The following is a 17,906-nucleotide window of genomic DNA, read 5'->3' on the forward strand; positions in this document are numbered from 1 at the left end:
GGTGCCGGAACTTATGGGCCGGGGGTCGGTGCAATCACCGCATGGCCTGCCCAGACGTCACGTGATGAAAGTGTGCAGGAGTTTGTCCCACGGTCATGGGAAGGGAAACTCGAGGTCGCGGTGAAAACCCTGGCGCTGCGCCGGGTATTCACACCCCGTGATCATCCCGTTACGTTGGCGGAGCTCGGAAGGTGCCGAGCGCCTTCCACTGTTGTTCGAGCCCGAAGGGTGCCGCTCTCTTGTCTTCTCTGTCTTCGTTCGTGTCTGCTCCGTCCTCCGCCGGCCGGTCCGCCGCGGTCTCCGCACCGCTGTCCCGCCGCGGCCTGTTCGCCGCCGGGACGGTCGGGCTCGCCTCGCTGACCTCTCTCGCCGTCGCCGCACCCGCCTCCGCGCAGGGCGAGACGTGGACAGAGGCGTTCATGACCCGTGAGGAGACCCGCGAGGGCTTCGAGATCGGTGCCATGGACCAGTGGCAGGTGGAGAACGCGCAGTTCATCATCGCCGTCTGCAAGGGCCACGGCCTCGAGGAGGCGGTCACCACGGTCACGCTGATCACCGCCATCGTGGAGTCCTGGCTGTACAACTACGAGCCCGCCGTCGACCTCGACTCCGGCGGTCTGTTCCAGCAGCGGCCCTCGATGGGCTGGGGGAGCGCGGCCGACGTGCGGCACAAGAAGAAGGCCATCGACGCCTTCCTCGGCCTCGGCGAGATCTCGTCCGCGCCGGGCCTCCTCCAGGCGGTGCCGGACGTCGCGAACTGGGAGCCCGGTCAGGCCGCTCAGACGGTGCAGGCCTCGGCCCACCCCGAGCGCTACGCCGAGCAGGTCACCAGCGCACGGACGATCATGGACCGGTACTCGCGCAAGGTCGCGCCGTTCACCGCCTGAGATCGTGAGCGGCGGTCGGAATCGTCGCTCCGCCGCGGGTCGGTGCGTGCGCCGCTGAGCCGCCGACATCGTTAGGCTGTGCCTCATGTCACCGATGCCCTCCGTGAGCTACTCCATCACCATCCGCCTCGAGTTCGCGGCGCGATCCGCCGCGGTCAGCGACATCACCGGGCGCATCGAGAGACACGGCGGTTCCGTGACCGCGCTCGATGTCTCCGCCTCCGGGCCGGAGCGCATGCGCGCCGACATCACCGTGCTGACCGCCGGCCATGACCACGCCATGGAGGTCGTCGATGATCTCCGGACGATCGAGGGCGTCGAGCTCGGCAAGGTCTCGGATCGCACCTTCCTGGCCCACCTCGGCGGCAAGCTCACCGTCGAGTCGAAGATGCCGATCCGGCATCGCGACGACCTCTCGATGGTCTACACGCCGGGCGTCGCCCGCGTGGTCAAGGCCGTCGCCGAGAACCCCGAGGACGCCCGGCGACTGACCATCAAGCGCAACACCGTCGCCGTCGTCTCCGACGGCTCCGCGATCCTCGGGCTGGGAGACCTCGGCCCGCTGGCCGCGATGCCCGTGATGGAGGGCAAGGCCGCGCTGTTCAAGCGGTTCGCCGGCATCGACGCCTTCCCGATCTGCCTGGACGCGCACTCGGTCGACGACATCGTCGCCCATGTCAAGGCGATCGCCCCCGTGTTCGCGGGCATCAACCTCGAGGACATCTCCGCCCCGCGCTGCTTCGAGATCGAGGACCGCCTGCGCGCCGAGCTGGACATCCCCGTCTTCCACGACGACCAGCACGGCACTGCGATCGTCGTCGTGGCCGCCCTGCGAAACGCCCTCCGCGTCGTCGAGAAGGACCTGACCACCGCCCGCATCGTCCTGGCCGGGGCCGGCGCGGCCGGTACCGCGATCCTGCGCCTGCTGCGTGCCGCCGGCGCGCGCGACGTCGTGGTCACCGACATCGACGGCATCATCCATGAGGGCCGTGAGAACCTCGCCGGTCGCCTGCCGTGGATCGCGGAGGTCACCAATCCTCGCGAGCTCACCGGGACCATCGGTGACGCGATCGAGGGGGCCGACGTCTTCATCGGCGTCAGTGCCGGCAACATCCTCACCGCACAGGACGTCTCGACCATGGCCGAGCGCTCGGTCGTCTTCGCGATGGCCAACCCCACCCCGGAGATCGACCCGTCCGAGGCCGCGAAGTACGCCGAAGTGGTCGCCACGGGCCGCAGCGACTTCGCCAACCAGATCAACAACGTGCTCGCCTTCCCCGGGGTGTTCCGCGGACTGCTGGACGCCCATGCCACGCGGGTCACCGACCGGATGCTGCTGGCGGCGGCCAACGCCCTGGCCGACGTCGTCACCGCCGAGGAGCTGAATCCGACCTACATCGTGCCCAGCGTCTTCCACGACGGGGTCACCAAATCCGTCGCGGGGGCGGTGGAGCAGGTGGCCCGGGAGGACGCCGGCACGGTGGACACGATCACGGGCGCTATGCCCACGGTCTACGCGGACGAGATCACGCTGAACGGCTGAGCTGCCGAACGGCTGACCCTCCGCCGAGGCGTCAGTGCTGGGAGGCGGTCTCCCCGCGCTCCTGGTCCCTCTCGCCGCGAGGATCGTGCTGCGCGGCGTCCCGGTGGCGCCGACGCTCTGCGAGCCACAGGCCCACGCCGAGGGCGATGCCGATGACGTCGGCGAGGAGGTCGCCGCCCTCCGCGGCGCGTTCGGGCAGGGCGATCAGCTGGATGAGCTCGATCAGCAGCGCGTGGACGAACGCGGCGATCACCACCCATCCCATGGGGAATCGTCTGTGCGGTGCCAGCAGGCGACCGGCGGTCCACACGAGCAGGGCGAAGAGCAGCAGGTGGACTGCCTTGTCCAGGCCGGGGACGCCGGCGCCCGGGGTGCCCGCGGGGATCGAGGGCAGATAGAAGCTGACGTTCGCCACGATCGCGAGGGCGAGCAGACCGACGCGCCACGGCAGGGAGCCGCCCACCCGTCGGACCTCGTGCGGGAGACGGCGGAGGAACTCGGCGACAGCGTCCATGGCGGGCATTGTTCCAGGGGCGACGCCTGTCTCCGTGGAGGCTGGGCCGCTAAGCTCGCCCCAGCACGACATCGACCGAGGGAGTTGCCATGTCCTCCAGCACGTCCGATCCGTCCCGGATGGACCCGTACAGCGATGACCCGGGCGCGTCACCGGGCAGCACCGCGGTCCTCGACCGGCAGCTGCAGGAGCAGGAGCAGACCACCGACGACGGTGACCACGACCGGTTCGCCCACTACGTGCGCAAGGACAAGATCACTCAGGCGGCGCTGGACGGCACGCCCGTGATCGCGCTGTGCGGCAAGGTGTGGGTCCCCGGGCGCTCGCCCGACAAGTACCCGGTGTGCCCCGAGTGCAAGGAGATCTACGAGGGCATGCGCGAACCGCAGGACGGCGGCGGCGACGGCAAGGGCGGCTCCGGGCGAGGCGGCGGCTTCCGCGGCTTCTTCGGCGGGCGGCGCTGAGGGAGAGCTGACTTCCTCACATCGGACCCGGCGGCGGGTCGTCGTACCGCGGCGGTACCGTGGTGCACGCTGTGAATACCTCCCCCCTGTTCTCCGCGAACGATCCCCGCCAGCCCTCCGAGGCGGCCGCGCGATCGCTGCCGCCGGCCTACCCCGAACGCGCCGCCTGGGGCACGGTTCCCAAGCTGCGCGCCTGGCAGTCCGAGGCGCTCGAGCTCTACCGCAGCACCGCCCCGAAGGACTTCCTGGCCGTCGCGACCCCGGGCGCCGGCAAGACCACCTTCGCCCTGCAGGTCGCTGCCGGCCTGCTCTCCGAGGGCACCGTCCGGCGCATCACGGTGGTCGCGCCGACGGAGCATCTGAAGACGCAGTGGGCCGACGCCGCCGCCCGCGTCGGCATCTCCCTGGACCCGAACTTCACCAATGCCCAGGGCGCTCACGGCTCCCACTACCAGGGCGTCGCGGTGACGTACGCCCAGGTGGGCATGCATCCCGCGCTGCATCGGGCCCGCACCGAGGCCGATCGCACCCTGGTGATCCTCGACGAGATCCACCACGCCGGCGACTCACTGACCTGGGGCGACGGCGTGCGCGAGGCGTTCGACCCCGCGACGAGGCGCCTGGCGCTGACCGGTACGCCCTTCCGTTCCGACTCCTCGCAGATCCCGTTCGTCACCTACGAGGACGACGGCCAGGGCTTCTTGCGCTCCAAGGCGGATTACGTCTACGGATACGGGGAGGCGCTGCGCGATCACGTGGTCCGCCCCGTGCTGTTCATGACCTACTCGGGCCGGATGCACTGGCGCACCAAGGCCGGTGACGAGGTCTCCGCGCAGCTCGGGGCGATGGAGACCAAGGACATCACCCAGCAGGCCTGGCGCACCGCGCTGGACCCCAAGGGGGAGTGGATCCAGTCGGTGCTCTCGGCCGCGGACCGACGGCTGACCGAGCTGCGCCGCCATGTCCCCGACGCCGGCGGCCTGGTGATCGCGACCGACCAGAAGGCCGCCCGCGCCTACGCCGCGACCCTGCAGGAGATCTGCGGCCAGGAACCCACTGTCGTCCTGTCCGACGATGCCGGCGCCGGCCGGCGCATCGAGGCCTTCTCCGAGTCCGACGATCGCTGGATGGTCGCAGTGCGCATGGTCTCCGAGGGCGTGGACGTGCCGCGCCTGGCCGTGGGCGTCTACGCCACCTCCACGGCGACCCCCATGTTCTTCGCCCAGGCCGTGGGCCGCTTCGTGCGCTCTCGGACCCGCGGCGAGACGGCCAGCGTGTTCCTGCCGACAGTGCCGATCCTGATGGCCCACGCCGGCGAGCTCGAGGCCGAGCGCGATCACGTGCTGGACCGTCGGCCCGACGAGGGCGACGAGGTCACGGGCCTCGACGAGAGCCTTATCGAGCAGGCGAACCGCTCCGAGAAGGCCAGCGAGGACCTCGAGATGTCCTTCGAGGCCCTCGAGTCCGAGGCGTCCTTCGACCGGGTCCTGTTCGACGGCGGCGAGTACGGCGCCGGGGGCATGGCCGGCAGCGAGGACGAGCAAGGATTCCTCGGCATCCCGGGCCTGCTGGATGCGGACCAGATGCGCACCGTCCTCCAGCAGCAGCAGGCCGAGCAGCAGGCCCGCCGTCAGCGCAGCGGGCCCACCGAGCAGCCGCAGACGCCGGGCGTGGTGGATCATCGCCGGCTCATGGAGCTGCGCAAGGAGCTCAGCACCCTGGTCTCGGCCTGGTCGCGGAAGTCCGGCACTCCGCACGGTTCGGTGCACAACACGCTGCGCAGCCGCAGCGGCGGGCCGGCGGTCGCCCAGGCCAGTGCCGAGCAGATCCAGGCGCGCATCGACATCGTGCGCGGCTGGTTCGTCGGCCGTCGCTGAGGGGCGCTGCCGGTCGGCGTCAGCGCAGAACCCGTGCCGCCTCGACGCCGTCGGTGACGGTGGGGATGGCGATCGGGCCGTCAGGCCCGTCGTCGGCCGGCAGATCCAGTTCGCGGATCGAGTCCGCGTGCCGCTGACGCGCCTTCTCGACCTGCTCCGGGCGAGGCAACGGGTCCGTCGGCTCGCCGCCGAGGATCATCGGGACCTGCAGGGGGCGCAGATTCGTGCGGCTCCAGTCCGGGTTGGCCTCGGCCGCCAGCAGCTCCGCGGTCAGCTCCCGTTCGAACTCGGCGATCTCCGCCTCGCCGGGCAGCACCAGCTCCGCGTGGGCGCGATCGCCCACCAGCATCCGGAAGGCACGCTTGCCGGCGCCGAGCGTCGCCTTGTCCAGCGACTGCTTGCCGACGGGGTGCATCTGCCCGTCGGCCCCCTCGCGCTCGACCAGCTTGTACACGAACCCGGGCGCGGGGTGGCCGCCGCCGGTGACCAGGCGGGTGCCGATGCCGTAGCCGTCCAGCGGGGAGGAGGCCAGCTCCTCGACGCGGTACTCGTCCAGATCCCCGGTGGCGGTGACGCGGGTCGTCGTCGCCCCGAGCGAATCGAGCAGTCGACGGACCTCGCCGGCCTGCTCGGCGAGATCGCCGGAATCGAGTCTCACCGCTCCGAGCTCCGGCCCGGCGAGGTCCACCGCGGTGCGGATCGCGGTCTCCACGTCGTAGGTGTCCACCAGCACCGTCGTGCCGGTTCCCTGGGAGACCAGCTGGGCGCGGAAGGCCTCCTCCTCGCTGTCGAACAGCAGCGTGAAGGAATGCGCCGCGGTGCCGGCGACGGGGATCCGGTAGTGCGCGCCGGCCGCGAGGTTCGAGGTGGAGGCGAAGCCGACGACGTAGGCGGCGCGGGCGGCGGCGATGGCGGCGTCCTCGTGGACGCGGCGCCCACCCATCTCGATGCAGGGGCGGCCGCGGGCCGCGGTGATCATGCGCGAGCCGGCCGAGGCGATCCCGCTGTCGTGGTTGAGGATCGAGAGCACCACCGTCTCCAGGATCACCGCGTCCTCGAAGGTGCCCTCGACGCGCAGCACGGGGGAGCTGGGGAAGAACAGCTCACCTTCCTCGTAGCCGTGGACGTCACCGGAGAAGCGGTACCGGGCCAGATGCTCCAGCGTGTCCTCGTCCAGCACGCCCGCCCCGCGCAGATAGCGCAGATCGGCGTCGTCGAAACGGAAGTCGGCGATCGCGTCGAGCACGCGGCCGGTGCCGGCGAGGACGCCGTAGCGGCGGCCCTCGGGCAGGGAACGGGTGAACACCTCGAAGACGCAGCGTCGCGACGCGGTGCCGGCCCGGCGGGCAGCTTGCACCATCGTCAGCTCGTAGAGGTCGGTGAGCAGGGCGGAAGTCACAGTGTCCACCGTAATGCGTGCCGGGCCAGCAGATCGCCGGGCGCGCCCCGTAGACTCGACGGGCACCGCGTCCCGGCAGATCGGGACGTGGCGGGACACAGGAGGAGCACGAATGCCGGTCGAGCTGCCGCGGGCTGAGCCCGACACGGGCTCGCTGACCGATCTCTCCCACAGCAACCAGCTGACGATGGACGCCGAGGGGCCCTGGTGCACGGTGGTCTGGAACGACCCCGTGAACCTGATGAGCTACGTCACCTTCGTCTTCCGCCGCTACTTCGGGTACTCGCGCCTGGTCGCCGAGCAGCTCATGACACAGGTCCATGAGGAGGGGCGGGCGATCGTCTCGCGCGGGTCCCGCGAACGCATGGAGACCGACGTGCAGGCCATGCATTCCTACGGCCTGCGGGCCACGTTGGAGAAGGCGGAGGAGGACTGATGGCGCATGCGTTCCGCCGTCGGCCCGACGGCTCCCTGGCCTGCCGGCTCGACGGCGAGGAGAAGGCGATCATCGCCCAGGTCGCCCAGGAGACCGCGGAGCTGATCCGCGGCGACCTCGGGATCGACTCGGATGCCGATCCGCTGCGTCGTGCCGCCGAGAGCGAGGACCCGCTGCGCCGGCTGGAGGCCGAGTTCGCAGGCCGCGATGCCCGCGAGCCCGCGGACTCCGCCGTCAAGCGCCTGTTCCCGGCGGCCTCGGAGGATCCGACGCTCGCCGCCGAGTACCGCCGGCTGGGTCAGCAGGACCTCGCCGACGGCAAGCTCGCCGACCTCCGCCGCGTGATGGCGATCCTGGACGCCAGCGGCAGCGAGCACAGCGAGGTCGTGCTGGACGATGACGACGCCCTGGCGGTGCTGCGCGCGCTGAACGACGTGCGGATCGTGCTCGCGGACCGTCTGGACCTCCAGCGCGACGGTGACTTCGACACCGTGCGGATGCTGCAGCAGATCGGCGAGCGCGTGGAGGGGGCGAGCGAGACCGACGACGACACCGTCGGCTCCGACATCGTCATCGCCGTCTACGAGCTGCTGTCGTGGCTGCAGGAGAGCCTGCTGCGGGCATTGGACTGAACGACGACCGGCGAACCCGCAGTGGTCCGCGAGGAACGAGCGGGCCGCGCAGGGTGAGCGGGAGGAGTTCAGTCGGTTGGATAGTGGACTGAGCGACGAACTGTGAGCCCGTCGTGGTCCGCGAGGAACGATTGGGTCGCGCAGGGGCGCGACTGTGAAACTGCACCCAGTGAGCGCGCCACGAGTGTTTCGGGGACCCCGCGACACTAGCCTTGCCGGGATGAACAACGCGCCGATCGGGATCCTCGACTCCGGGGTGGGCGGGCTGACCGTGGCCCGAGCCATCCTCGACCAGCTGCCGCAGGAGGAGCTGGTCTACATCGGCGACACCGCGCACAGTCCGTACGGGCCCCGCCCCATCGCCGACGTGCGCGCGCTGGTGCTGGGGATCATGGACGATCTCGTCGAGCACGGCGTGAAGCTGCTGGTGATCGCCTGCAACACCGCCTCGGCCGCCGTGCTGCGCGATGCCCGCGAGCGCTATCAGCTGCCGGTGGTCGAGGTGATCCAGCCCGCTGTGCGCCGCGCCGTCGCCGCCACCCGCAACAACCGCATCGGCGTGATCGGCACGCAGGGCACGGTGACCTCCCGTGCCTACGAGGACGCGTTCGCCGCGGCGCCCGATCTGGAGATCGTCACCCAGGCCTGCCCCCGCTTCGTCGAGTTCGTCGAGAACGGGGTCACCATGGGCGACGTCGTCGCGGAGGTCGCCGAGGAGTACCTGGCCCCGGTCCGTGAGGCCGGCGTGGACACCCTGGTGCTGGGCTGCACCCACTACCCGATGCTCGCCGGCCCGATCAGCTACGCGATGGGACCGGACGTCACCCTGGTCTCCTCCGCCGAGGAGACCGCGCTGGACGTCTACCGCCAGCTGCGCGGCACCGACCAGCTGCGTCAGTCGGAGCGCTCGCCGCGCCACGTCTTCGCCCAGACGGCCGACGGGGATGGCAGCGAGTCCTTCGCTCGCCTCTCGCGCCGCTTCCTCGGGCCGACGCTCGACATGACCGCCTCCCTGCCGGTGGTCTCGGCATGAGGCTGACCGTCATCGGCTGCAGCGGCAGCTTCGCCGGCCCCGACAGCGCCGCCTCCAGCTACCTCATCGAGCAGGAGGACACCAGCGGCCGCCTCTGGCGGGTGCTGATGGACCTCGGCTCCGGCGCGTTCGGCCCGCTCCAGCGCGTGATCGACCCGGCGGAGCTGGACGCGGTGATCATCTCCCACCTCCACCCCGATCACTACCTCGACCTCACCGGTCTCGAGGTGTTCTGGGCCTACCACGAGCGCGACGACCTCCCGCAGCTGCCGATCCACGCCCCGGAGCCGCTGCCGGACCGGCTCTCAGCGGTGCTGTGCCGTGAGGGGTACGTCCCCGCCGGCGTCGACGGTGTGCCGTTCGCCTACCACGCCCTCGCCGACCGCCGGGACTTCTCCATCGGCCCCCTCGACATCGAGGTGCGCGCGGTGACCCACCCCGTCGAGGCCTACGGCTTCCGGATTACCGGCGGGGGCGGCGTGCTCGCCTACTCCGGGGACACCGACTCCTGCCCGGCCCTGGACGACCTGGCCGTCGGCGCGGACCTCTTCCTGTGCGAGGCCGGGTACATCGAGGGCCGCGACGACCGCTTCAGCGGCGTCCACCTCACCGGCCGCCGCGCCGGGCAGTGCGCGACCCGCGCCGGCGTCGGGCAGCTGGCGCTGACCCACATCCCGGCCTGGACCGAGCCCGCCGTCACCCTCGCAGAGGCCCGCGCCGCCCACGACGGCCCGATCCAGGTGGTCCGTCCCATGGATATCCTCGACGTGTCCGCCTGAACATCCCCACGAAGGGAGCTCCGTGAGCTCACAGACCCAGACCGAGCCCGCGCCGGCCGGTGACCGCGTCGACGGCCGCACCCCGGATCAGCTGCGCGAGGTGCGCATCACCCGCGACTGGCTCGACCACGCCGAAGGCAGCGCCCTGATCGAGTTCGGCCGCACCCGTGTGCTGTGCGCCGCCTCCTTCACCGAGGGCGTGCCGCGGTGGAAGCAGGGCTCCGGCTCGGGCTGGGTCACCGCCGAGTACGCGATGCTCCCGCGCGCGACCAACTCCCGGTCCCAGCGCGAGAGCGTCAAGGGCAAGATCGGCGGCCGCACCCACGAGATCTCCCGCCTGATCGGCCGCTCCCTGCGCGCGGTCATCGACCTCGACGCCCTGGGGGAGAACACGATCCAGCTGGACTGCGACGTGCTCCAGGCCGACGGCGGCACCCGTACCGCCGCGATCACCGGCGCCTACGTCGCCCTGGCCGACGCGATCGCCTGGGGCAAGCGCCACACCTCCCTCCCCGCCGCCCGGGAGATCCTCACCGACTCCGTCAGCGCCATCAGTGTCGGCATCGTCAGCGGGCGTCCGCTGCTGGACCTGGAGTACCGCGAGGACGTCGAGGCCGAGACCGACATGAACGTCGTGGTCACCGGCGCCGGGTCCTTCGTCGAGATCCAGGGAACCGCCGAGGGCGCCCCCTTCGACCGCACCGAGCTCGGATCCCTGCTCGACCTGGCCACCGGCGGGTGCACCACCCTCGCCGGCATCCAGCGCGAGGCCCTGGACCAGCCGCGATGAGCGCGAGCGTCGCCGGCGTGCCCGAGGGAGCCCGGGTCATCCTGGCCACCCACAACGCCAAGAAGCTGCACGAGCTGCAGCGCATCCTGGTGGCCGCGGTCCCCGGCCTGGAGGCCGAAGCCGTCATCTCCTCGGCGGGGATCGACCTGCCGGACGTGGTGGAGGAAGCGGTCACCTTCCAGGGCAACGCCCTGCTGAAGGCGCACTCCGCCGCCGAGGCGACCGGCCTGCTGGCGGTGGCCGACGATTCCGGCCTCTCCGTGGATGTGCTGGGCGGCTGCCCGGGCATCTTCTCGGCTCGCTGGAGCGGGCGCCACGGTGACGACGAGGCCAACAACGATCTGCTGCTCGCCCAGCTCGCGGACATCCCCGACGAGTACCGCACGGCACGGTTCGTGTGCGCGGCGGCGCTGGTGGCCCCCGACGGCACCGAGATCGTCGAGCGCGGCGTGATGACCGGCCGGCTGCTTCGCGAGCGCCACGGCGAGGGCGGCTTCGGGTACGACCCGATCTTCCTGCCCGACGGGGAGGGACGCTCGGCCGCCGAGCTCGCCCCCGAGCAGAAGGATGCGATCTCCCACCGCGGCGAAGCCTTCCGCGCCATCGCCGAGCACGTCGCCCAGCTCCTGGGCTGAGAAGTCACGGCGCACGGCGTGAACCCAGCGGAGGCGCCGTGGCGCGAGGCCGTCGCTGCCATGATCGGCACCTCGAGCGTCGATCTCGAGGACGTTCGACGCGAACCCCTGGACTACGACGCGTTCCTGGCCCACCGTGACGTGCACCGGCTGCGCGGTGCGGCCGTCACCGGCACCGGACGCCGGCCCTGGTCACTGATCGAGAAGGTGACCGAGGGCCCGGCCACGGCCTCGCCGTACCTGCTGGACAACGGCCGACGCGAGCACGCCGCCTACACCTCCGGCCTGCTCGAGGACCTGGCACCGTCGCTGGTGGCGCCGCGCCTGTACGGCTCGCAGGTCAAGGCCGACGGCCGGATCACGCTGTGGCTCGAAGAGATCCGCGACGAGGCGCCCCGGCCCCTGGAGGGCGGGTCGCTGCTGGCGATCTCGCGAGATCTCGGCGCGATGGCGGGACGGTGGCTGGACCGAGTCCCGTCTCACCCCTGGCTGTTCACCGGCTGGATCGACCGGCACGCGCAGCCGGAGGCGATGGAGGCCGGACTGGCCACTCTGGAGCGCGCGAGGACGCCATCGAGCCTCTCGTGGACCGGCCGCGTGGGCGAGGCACAGGAGCTGATCCGCGCGCAGCCCCGTGTGCGCACGATTCTCGAGGCGCTTCCGCAGACGCTGTGCCACCACGACGCGGTGGGCGCGAACACTCTGCGCAGCGGCGGTCGCAGCGTATTGATCGATTGGGAGTCGGTGGGGCCGGGCCCGGTGGGCGCGGATCTCGCGTCCCTGCTGTTCGCCTCCGTCCGGCGCGGCGACGCGTCGGCGCACGTGGTCCGCTCGCTCGTCGAGGACGCCTTCGACGCCTATGTCGAGGGGCTGCGCTCCGAAGACGCGGAGGCCGACGTCGCTGCCGCTCGCCGTGGGTGCGAGGCCGCGATCTGCCTGCGCTGGAAGCTCGCCGCCAACGTCGCCGAGACGGCCCTGGAGGGCCGCCCGGCGCGGCGGGGGAGCGCGCCGGAGGAATCTCCCGAGCAGGCGCTCGAAGAGCTCACGCAGCTGGTCGGCATCCTGCTGGATGCGGCCCGACGCGTTCTCTAGAGGGACGAGGTCAGTTCCCGCGAGCGGGCCGTCAGCGCCTCAGGTGGCGCCGACGTAGGCGAGGGCACGGCGCACGATCAGGTCGCGGCCACCGGTCATCTCCTCGAGCGGAGAGGGCTCCGCCAGCAGCTCGTCGAGCCCGAACCACGCCATCTCCAGCGCGTCCTCCTGCGGGGCCGTCTCCCCGTCGATCGGGACGATGTAGGCCATGGAGACGGCGTGCTGGCGCTGATCGTGGAACGGCGAGATCCCCGGGGTGGGGAAGTACTCGGCGACCGTGAAGGGCACGGGGGAGACGGGGATGCGCGGCAGCGCCATCGGCCCCAGGTCCTTCTCGATGTGCCGGGAGATGGCCTCGCGGATCGTCTCGTGGATCAGCACCCGCCCGGAGACGATGGCGCGCACGATCTGCCCGCCCCCGTCGGCCCGCAGCAGCAGTCCGACCTCGACGACGCTGCCGTCCAGGTCGGTGCGCACCGGCACGATGTCCACGTACGGGATCGGGAGACGGCGACGCAGTTCCTCGATGCCCTCGGGTTCGAACCATGCGCCCTCGGTGTCCACGGCGGTGCGGTTGGTCATCGGGTACCTCCCTGGAGAGCGTCGGTCGGGTCCTGGTCGGCGACGGCCTGGGCCGCCTCGGGCTTCTCGGCGAAGAATCGGGGGTTGCGGTCGCGGGAGGGGACTTCCACCTCGTTGTCGACCGTTCTGCCCGCGATCATGCGGATCCGCCAGGTGGTGTCCTCGAGCTCGATCACCGAGAGGGTCGCGTTCGGGATCGAGGGCAGGGGCCGCTCGATGATGCCCGACAGCAGGAACCGGATGAGAGTGCCGTGCGCGACGACGAGCACCTTCTGGCCGGGGAAGCGCTCCTCCAGCGCTTCGAGCGCGTCATAGCCGCGGTCGGCGACGGCCTGGTAGTCCTCGCGGCCCGGGAAGGACCGGTCGGGGTAGAGCTCCTGCATCTCCTCGACCGGCCGGCCCTCGGCCTCGCCCCAGTCGATCTCCACCAGCTTCGCCTCGGTGCCGCCGAAGGGGATGCCGTGGTCCGCTGCGATGATCCGCGCCGTGTGCTCGGCGCGCTGCAGCGGCGAGGAGACGACCACGTCCCAGACCATGTCGGGCAGCTCGTCGAAGGCGCGGTGGGCCTGTTCGACACCGGTCTCGTTCAGCGGTATGTCCGAGGAGCCCTGGAACAGGTTGTGGAGGTTGTAGTCCGTCTGCCCATGGCGGACGAGCCCGAACAGGGTCATGAAGCGTCTCCTCGGAAAAGGGGTGTGTTCCGTGCGCGAGAAGGGACTCGAAACCCGCTCTCACGTCGTCAGGACCAGCGTATACGCACGGCACCGTGGGTTCACGCCTCCCTGCCGTTCCCCCGGCTTCTCCGTGAACCGGCCGGGTTCTCTGCCACTGGTTTGCGGGTTCGGGCCCTCGGGTGAGGGCCTCGTAGTAAAGCGTCTCGAACTCTATCGGGGTGAGCATCCCGAGAGAGCCGTGGAGGCGCCGGTTGTTGTACCAGTTAACCCATCCGGCCGTTGCGTTCTCGGCGCCTGCGAGGGTGCGGTAGTTGTAAAACCGCGATCTCGCCGGTTCGGGGGTTGACCTTGATGAGGTGGTAGACCTCGCGGATGACGTAGCGCTTCAGTCAACGGACGACGTCGCGCTTGCTCCTGCCTTCGGCCGCCCGACGGGCGACGTAAGCGATGGTCGGCTCGTGGAACCTCATTTGGACGATCACGGTGCGGTAGATCGCGGCGTTCAGCTGCCGATGACCGCCGTGATTAATGCGATGGCGACCGCTGGTCATCCCGGAACCGGTCGGGACGGGACTGATACCGGCGAGCTTCGCGAATGCGGCTTCGGAGTGGATCCGCTCGGGATTGTCGCCGGCAACGATCAGGATCTCGACTGCGGTATCGACGCCGATCCCGAACTGCTCCAGCCGTTGCGGTGCGATCGACGAGCGCCTCGATCGACTCCCTGAGTTCCTTGGCTTCGCTGTCCAGGTGCTGCCATCTGCCAAGGACCGCTGCGCATGACGGAGACAGTATGCGGGCGTCTCGAGGTTCCGAGGGCGCAGCGCTGCGAGGTGGCGGGCGAGCTTGGTCGGCGTCATCCGGTTCGTCTTCCGGCGCAGCGTGTCATCGGCGTGGACGAGTATCGCCTTCATCGAGATCATCGCAGCGGAGCGGTCGGTCACCGCCGACTCGTGCGCGATCTTGAGCTGCCTGATCCGCGGTCTTCGGAACAGCCGTCGCGAAGCCGGCGAGCACCGAACGATGTCAGCGTGGCTCCGTAGGAGCCGGTGCCCTAGATGTCGAACGCAAGGACCTTTCCGAACGAGTCCGCCCAGGCAAGGAGCTGGTTGAAGCCACCCGTATCGGTGGGGACGGTGAGCGTCGCCAGGATGCCGCCGATGGTGTCGAGCACGGCGGCGACGTGAATGTGCTTATGGGTATCGACGCCAATGACGACGTGCCCGGAATGGATGGTTTCGAGTGGGAGTCAGACCGCGTCGGCCGGGACTACCCGATCCTCGCGGGACCGGGTAGATAGAGACTGACATTCGTAGGCATCGCCCACGGTTCCGATCGATGGCGCGATGCCCTCGAAGGCGAGATGCTCGGTCAGACGAACTGCTGTGTATTGCGACCCGGCGTCGCTGTGGTGGAGCAAGTCTCCTGGTGAGATGGGGTTTCCTTCCCGTTCTCGCTTCCAGGGTGCGATGCGCAGCGGCGTCATGACCAGGTCGACGTTCTTGCTCGTGCTGGCGTGCCATCTCACGATCCGCTGGGCGAACACGTCCACGACGAACGCGACGTAGACGGCCCCGCCCAGGTGCGGATGTAGTCGAAGTCGGTGGCCCACACCCGGTTCGGCGCGGACGCGGTGAAGTCACGGGTCAGCAGGTCACCGACGCTTTTCCCGCCCGGATCGGGGATGGTGGTGCGCGGCTTCTTCGCTCGCCCCACACCTCGAGACCGAGGGTCCGCATCGCCCGGTCCACCGCCCCGCGGGACGTGCCGGCGAGGCCGTCTTGGTTGCGGAGCAGCGCAACCCACTTTCGCCGCCCATACAGGTCCTCTGGCGTCATCTGGACCTGCCCGGTGACCGGATCGACCGTCCAGGCGAGGTCGCGGATTTTGTATTCGACCAGCGCATCGGTGACGGTGCGGGCCGCGATGCGGGCTGGGCGCTTCCAGGCGCGGTAGGTGCGTGCCGCGAGCACTAGGCCCTGCTGGCGCGAGACGCGGAGGATCGACTCGACTGCGTGGCCCTCGCTTCTCATCTCCTCGATGAACGCGAGGATCAGCGGCCCCGGGGGTCGAGTTCCCCGCGAAAAAGATCCAGGCCCGCCGGAGGATCTCGTTGTCCTCCCGGAGCCGCTTGACCTCCGTCTTCAGTCTCTTGACCTCGGCAGACTCCTTACTGGTCACGCCCGGCTTCGTCCCGTCGTCGACGTCGGCCCGGGCCGGCCAGCGCCGCACGGACTCCCGCGAGACGCCTTCCTGGCGGGCGACCGCGGCAGTGCCGCGGTCAAGGTGGGGTACTCCTGCTGGTGCTCGCGCACGAGCCGCACGCACCTCGCTCGCAGCTGGGGATCGATCTTCTTCGGCATGCTGTCCATCCTCTCGGACTCAATCAGCAGCCGCATCAAGCCTGGGTCGGTTCAGACTGCGGTTGCCCGGCCCCCACGCTCAGCCTCTATCCTGGGATCAATAGTTTTTTTAGACTCAATGTTCACAGCTGGTGCCTACTTTCCAGTCCAAGCCATGGGCAGCGTTCTGCGGCAGGTGGTTTAGCCGACCCCGCTGGGCGCGGCCTCCGAGGCGATGAACGCAGCGATGCTCGGCTCGTTCCCGGAAGGGCTTCACCTTGTTGTATTTCTCGGGTGGACCGCAGACTCGGTGCTGGTGTCCGTGCGAGCATTTAGGTGGGAGTGAGACGCTGACGTGGTATCGACGACCGTAGGGCGCGGAACCTGGACGAGCTGGATGCCTCGCGTCCAGTTCGTCCTGCTCGGGATTGCCGCCGTGGTGGCCGCTTCGACCAGCCACATGTTCGACGTCGACAGCCCTAGGTGGCTCGGCGCCCAGGCGCTTTTGGTCCTCACGGCCGCGGTGTGGTCCGGGGTATGGGTGTTTTCACGAGCAGGCCGACCACGCTCCCCGTACGAGGTAGCCGTCCACTACTTGGTGCGCACGATTCTGGCCTTCGTGCTCGCCTGGATCAATCCATTCTTCGGGATATACGCATGGGTGGGGTACCTCGACCTCGGGGAGTTGACCCACCGTAGGCACCGTAGGCTCGGCCTGCTGGCAGTCGCGGTCACCGTCGCCGGCTCTCAGTCCGGAGGGCTACCACCAGAGGGAACAGTGCAATGGCTGGCCTTCGCCGCTCTACTCGCGGTCAACCTCGGACTGGTCCCAATGCTGGACCATATGCATGCGCAGAACACTCGACAAGCCGTGGAGCAGATCTCCATGATCGCTGAGCTCGAGCAAGTCAACGCCGACCTGAAGCGGGCCGCTCAAGAGAACACAAAACTGCAAGAGACCGTGGTGACACAGGCACGGCTGGCCGGCGTCCACGAGGAGCGAGAGCGGTTGGCGCGAGAAATCCATGACACGCTCGCCCAGAGTCTCGCAGCGACATTGACGCAACTTCAGGCCGCCGAACGCGAGCCCGATCCCCGGCCCCGGCTCGCGCGGGCGATCGGGCTGGTCCGTACTGCCCTGGGCGAAGCCCGTCGGTCCGTGTTGAACTTGGCGCCAGAATCTCTAGACACCTCAACGCTTCCCGAGGCCGTTGGCGAACTCATCGATCAGTGGACGCAGGATTATCCGTGCCGCGCCGAATTCGTCATCACAGGCGAGGTGAGGCCACTTCACCCGGAGGTTGAAGCAACTGTGCTGCGCGTTGTACAAGAATCGCTGTCCAACGTCCGAAAGCATGCCGACGCTAGTCGTGTCGTCGTGACACTCACCTTCGACGATGAACAGATGGTCCTAGACGTTCGTGATGACGGCCGTGGCTTCGATCCCGATATCGCAGTCGGCGGGACCTCATTCGGACTGCGAGGCATGCGCCAACGCGCAACCCGGCTTGCCGGGAAGGTGGACGTGGAGTCCCGCCCCGGGCAAGGCACAGCCGTATCACTGCGCCTTCCAGCCCTGCCACGCGAGGCAGCTGCATGACTCGGGTCTTAGTCGTCGATGATCACCCCGTCGTCCGGGATGGACTGGTCTCCACCATTTCCACCGCATCGGACCTCGAGGTCGTAGGGCAGGCCGGCGATGGCCCGTCGGCGGTCGACTTGGCCGCCGTACTTCTACCCGACGTCGTCGTCATGGACCTGCGGATGCCTGGCGGAGGCGGAGTTGCGGCCATACAGAATCTAAGGAGTCGCGGCATCGACACTCCGGTGCTGGTGCTGACCACCTATGACACCGATTCGGATACCGTCGCAGCCATCGAAGCTGGCGCCACCGGCTACCTCCTCAAGGATGCGTCGACCGAGGCTCTGATCGACGCTATCCGAACCACTTCCGCTGGGGAGGTCGTGCTTTCGCCGGCGATAGCCACCCGGCTTGCCTCACATATGCACCAGCCAGCACGACGGGGGAGCCTTAGCACCCGGGAGCGGGAAGTTCTCCTCCTGGTCGCACGCGGCACGTCGAATCGACTGATCGCCAAAGAGCTGTTCGTTAGCGAGGCAACCGTGAAAACCCACCTGACGCACATCTTCACCAAGCTCGGGGTGTCCGATCGGGCCGCTGCCGTAGCCGCCGCCTATGAGCGAGGGATCCTCGGCTGAGCCCGTC

Annotated in this window: 19 protein-coding genes and 2 pseudogenes; 13 read left to right on the forward strand and 8 right to left on the reverse strand. The window is 69.6% G+C overall.

Going from position 1 to position 17,906, the window contains the following annotated elements; genetic code table 11:
- Nucleotides 1-260: 260 nt before the first annotated feature.
- The gene (locus tag ACFQRJ_RS04400) at nucleotides 261-887 is read left to right on the forward strand and encodes a hypothetical protein (RefSeq protein ID WP_377017449.1); all 627 of its coding nucleotides are present in this window, start codon (nucleotides 261-263) and stop codon (nucleotides 885-887) included.
- Nucleotides 888-972: 85 nt separating this feature from the next.
- Nucleotides 973-2,430, forward strand: a complete 1,458-nt coding sequence (locus tag ACFQRJ_RS04405; protein ID WP_377017451.1) for an NAD-dependent malic enzyme — start codon at nucleotides 973-975, stop codon at nucleotides 2,428-2,430.
- A gap of 31 nt (nucleotides 2,431-2,461) precedes the next feature.
- Here ACFQRJ_RS04405 and ACFQRJ_RS04410 read toward each other — a convergent pair whose 3' ends face one another.
- Nucleotides 2,462-2,944 carry a VanZ family protein gene (locus ACFQRJ_RS04410; RefSeq protein ID WP_377017453.1) on the reverse strand — a complete coding sequence of 161 codons (483 nt, stop codon included), beginning with the start codon at nucleotides 2,942-2,944 and terminating at the stop codon, nucleotides 2,462-2,464.
- An 89-nt stretch (nucleotides 2,945-3,033) separates the two neighbouring features.
- Between ACFQRJ_RS04410 and ACFQRJ_RS04415 the strand changes: the two genes are divergently transcribed.
- Together ACFQRJ_RS04415 and ACFQRJ_RS04420 are read left to right on the forward strand one after the other, a co-directional pair.
- Nucleotides 3,034-3,408, forward strand: a complete 375-nt coding sequence (locus tag ACFQRJ_RS04415) for a DUF3039 domain-containing protein (protein ID WP_377017455.1) — start codon at nucleotides 3,034-3,036, stop codon at nucleotides 3,406-3,408.
- A gap of 71 nt (nucleotides 3,409-3,479) precedes the next feature.
- Entirely contained in the window at nucleotides 3,480-5,285 is a 1,806-nt protein-coding gene (locus ACFQRJ_RS04420) for a DEAD/DEAH box helicase (protein WP_377017458.1), read from the forward strand.
- A gap of 19 nt (nucleotides 5,286-5,304) precedes the next feature.
- Here the strand turns inward: ACFQRJ_RS04420 and ACFQRJ_RS04425 are convergent, their stop codons facing one another.
- Entirely contained in the window at nucleotides 5,305-6,684 is a 1,380-nt protein-coding gene (locus tag ACFQRJ_RS04425) for a nicotinate phosphoribosyltransferase (RefSeq protein ID WP_377017460.1), read from the reverse strand.
- Between the two features lie 112 nt (nucleotides 6,685-6,796).
- Between ACFQRJ_RS04425 and clpS the strand changes: the two genes are divergently transcribed.
- The 7 genes from clpS (at nucleotide 6,797) to ACFQRJ_RS04460 (ending at nucleotide 12,081) form a co-directional block, all read left to right on the forward strand.
- Nucleotides 6,797-7,120, forward strand: a complete 324-nt coding sequence (clpS, locus tag ACFQRJ_RS04430; RefSeq protein WP_377017462.1) for an ATP-dependent Clp protease adapter ClpS — start codon at nucleotides 6,797-6,799, stop codon at nucleotides 7,118-7,120.
- On the forward strand, nucleotides 7,120-7,752 hold the full coding sequence (locus ACFQRJ_RS04435) for a DUF2017 domain-containing protein (protein WP_377017464.1): 633 nt from the start codon (nucleotides 7,120-7,122) through the stop codon (nucleotides 7,750-7,752). Before clpS ends, ACFQRJ_RS04435 begins: the two co-directional genes overlap by 1 nt.
- 220 nt (nucleotides 7,753-7,972) lie before the next feature.
- Nucleotides 7,973-8,785, forward strand: a complete 813-nt coding sequence (murI, locus tag ACFQRJ_RS04440) for a glutamate racemase (protein WP_377017466.1) — start codon at nucleotides 7,973-7,975, stop codon at nucleotides 8,783-8,785.
- Nucleotides 8,782-9,564 carry an MBL fold metallo-hydrolase gene (locus tag ACFQRJ_RS04445; RefSeq protein ID WP_377017468.1) on the forward strand — a complete coding sequence of 261 codons (783 nt, stop codon included), beginning with the start codon at nucleotides 8,782-8,784 and terminating at the stop codon, nucleotides 9,562-9,564. The genes murI and ACFQRJ_RS04445 overlap by 4 nt, the downstream gene beginning before the upstream one ends.
- 22 nt (nucleotides 9,565-9,586) lie before the next feature.
- Nucleotides 9,587-10,354, forward strand: a complete 768-nt coding sequence (gene rph / locus ACFQRJ_RS04450; protein WP_377017470.1) for a ribonuclease PH — start codon at nucleotides 9,587-9,589, stop codon at nucleotides 10,352-10,354.
- Entirely contained in the window at nucleotides 10,351-10,989 is a 639-nt protein-coding gene (gene rdgB, locus ACFQRJ_RS04455; RefSeq protein WP_377017472.1) for an RdgB/HAM1 family non-canonical purine NTP pyrophosphatase, read from the forward strand. The genes rph and rdgB overlap by 4 nt, the downstream gene beginning before the upstream one ends.
- 18 nt (nucleotides 10,990-11,007) lie before the next feature.
- Entirely contained in the window at nucleotides 11,008-12,081 is a 1,074-nt protein-coding gene (locus ACFQRJ_RS04460) for a phosphotransferase family protein (RefSeq protein ID WP_377017474.1), read from the forward strand.
- A 39-nt stretch (nucleotides 12,082-12,120) separates the two neighbouring features.
- Here ACFQRJ_RS04460 and ACFQRJ_RS04465 read toward each other — a convergent pair whose 3' ends face one another.
- The 6 genes and pseudogenes from ACFQRJ_RS04465 to ACFQRJ_RS04490 all read right to left on the reverse strand — a co-directional run.
- Nucleotides 12,121-12,663 (reverse strand): DUF4916 domain-containing protein, encoded by a 543-nt coding sequence (locus ACFQRJ_RS04465; protein WP_377017476.1) that lies wholly within the window; start codon nucleotides 12,661-12,663, stop codon nucleotides 12,121-12,123.
- A complete protein-coding gene (locus ACFQRJ_RS04470) occupies nucleotides 12,660-13,334 on the reverse strand; it encodes a histidine phosphatase family protein (protein ID WP_377017478.1) in 675 nt (224 codons plus the stop codon). Before ACFQRJ_RS04470 ends, ACFQRJ_RS04465 begins: the two co-directional genes overlap by 4 nt.
- Nucleotides 13,335-13,497: 163 nt before the next feature.
- Nucleotides 13,498-13,647: pseudogene (locus ACFQRJ_RS04475) on the reverse strand (integrase core domain-containing protein); the annotation flags it as partial.
- 79 nt (nucleotides 13,648-13,726) lie between these two features.
- Entirely contained in the window at nucleotides 13,727-14,281 is a 555-nt protein-coding gene (locus tag ACFQRJ_RS04480; RefSeq protein WP_377017480.1) for an IS110 family transposase, read from the reverse strand.
- Nucleotides 14,282-14,391: 110 nt separating this feature from the next.
- A complete protein-coding gene (locus ACFQRJ_RS04485) occupies nucleotides 14,392-14,571 on the reverse strand; it encodes a transposase (protein WP_377017620.1) in 180 nt (59 codons plus the stop codon).
- A gap of 57 nt (nucleotides 14,572-14,628) precedes the next feature.
- A pseudogene (locus ACFQRJ_RS04490) lies at nucleotides 14,629-15,700 on the reverse strand (IS3 family transposase); the annotation flags it as partial.
- Between the two features lie 376 nt (nucleotides 15,701-16,076).
- On the opposite strand from ACFQRJ_RS04490, the gene ACFQRJ_RS04495 reads away from it, so the two are divergent.
- Entirely contained in the window at nucleotides 16,077-17,279 is a 1,203-nt protein-coding gene (locus tag ACFQRJ_RS04495; protein WP_377017482.1) for a sensor histidine kinase, read from the forward strand.
- Nucleotides 17,276-17,899 (forward strand): response regulator, encoded by a 624-nt coding sequence (locus ACFQRJ_RS04500; RefSeq protein ID WP_377017485.1) that lies wholly within the window; start codon nucleotides 17,276-17,278, stop codon nucleotides 17,897-17,899. Before ACFQRJ_RS04495 ends, ACFQRJ_RS04500 begins: the two co-directional genes overlap by 4 nt.
- Nucleotides 17,900-17,906: the final 7 nt, after the last annotated feature.

Origin of the sequence: Brachybacterium sp. GCM10030252, from assembly GCF_042666535.1 — a bacterium.
Lineage (GTDB): Bacteria > Actinomycetota > Actinomycetes > Actinomycetales > Dermabacteraceae > Brachybacterium.

Excerpts from the sequence above, each read along its gene's own strand:
- rdgB (WP_377017472.1), top strand. The coding sequence starts at position 10,351 with ATGAGCGCGAGCGTCGCCGGCGTGCCCGAGGGAGCCCGGGTCATCCTG.
- ACFQRJ_RS04415 (WP_377017455.1), top strand. The coding sequence starts at position 3,034 with ATGTCCTCCAGCACGTCCGATCCGTCCCGGATGGACCCGTACAGCGAT.
- ACFQRJ_RS04465 (WP_377017476.1), bottom strand. The coding sequence starts at position 12,663 with ATGACCAACCGCACCGCCGTGGACACCGAGGGCGCATGGTTCGAACCC.
- ACFQRJ_RS04405 (WP_377017451.1), top strand. The coding sequence starts at position 973 with ATGTCACCGATGCCCTCCGTGAGCTACTCCATCACCATCCGCCTCGAG.
- ACFQRJ_RS04470 (WP_377017478.1), bottom strand. The coding sequence starts at position 13,334 with ATGACCCTGTTCGGGCTCGTCCGCCATGGGCAGACGGACTACAACCTC.
- murI (WP_377017466.1), top strand. The coding sequence starts at position 7,973 with ATGAACAACGCGCCGATCGGGATCCTCGACTCCGGGGTGGGCGGGCTG.
- ACFQRJ_RS04495 (WP_377017482.1), top strand. The coding sequence starts at position 16,077 with ATGCCTCGCGTCCAGTTCGTCCTGCTCGGGATTGCCGCCGTGGTGGCC.
- ACFQRJ_RS04500 (WP_377017485.1), top strand. The coding sequence starts at position 17,276 with ATGACTCGGGTCTTAGTCGTCGATGATCACCCCGTCGTCCGGGATGGA.
- clpS (WP_377017462.1), top strand. The coding sequence starts at position 6,797 with ATGCCGGTCGAGCTGCCGCGGGCTGAGCCCGACACGGGCTCGCTGACC.
- ACFQRJ_RS04410 (WP_377017453.1), bottom strand. The coding sequence starts at position 2,944 with ATGGACGCTGTCGCCGAGTTCCTCCGCCGTCTCCCGCACGAGGTCCGA.
- ACFQRJ_RS04435 (WP_377017464.1), top strand. The coding sequence starts at position 7,120 with ATGGCGCATGCGTTCCGCCGTCGGCCCGACGGCTCCCTGGCCTGCCGG.
- ACFQRJ_RS04445 (WP_377017468.1), top strand. The coding sequence starts at position 8,782 with ATGAGGCTGACCGTCATCGGCTGCAGCGGCAGCTTCGCCGGCCCCGAC.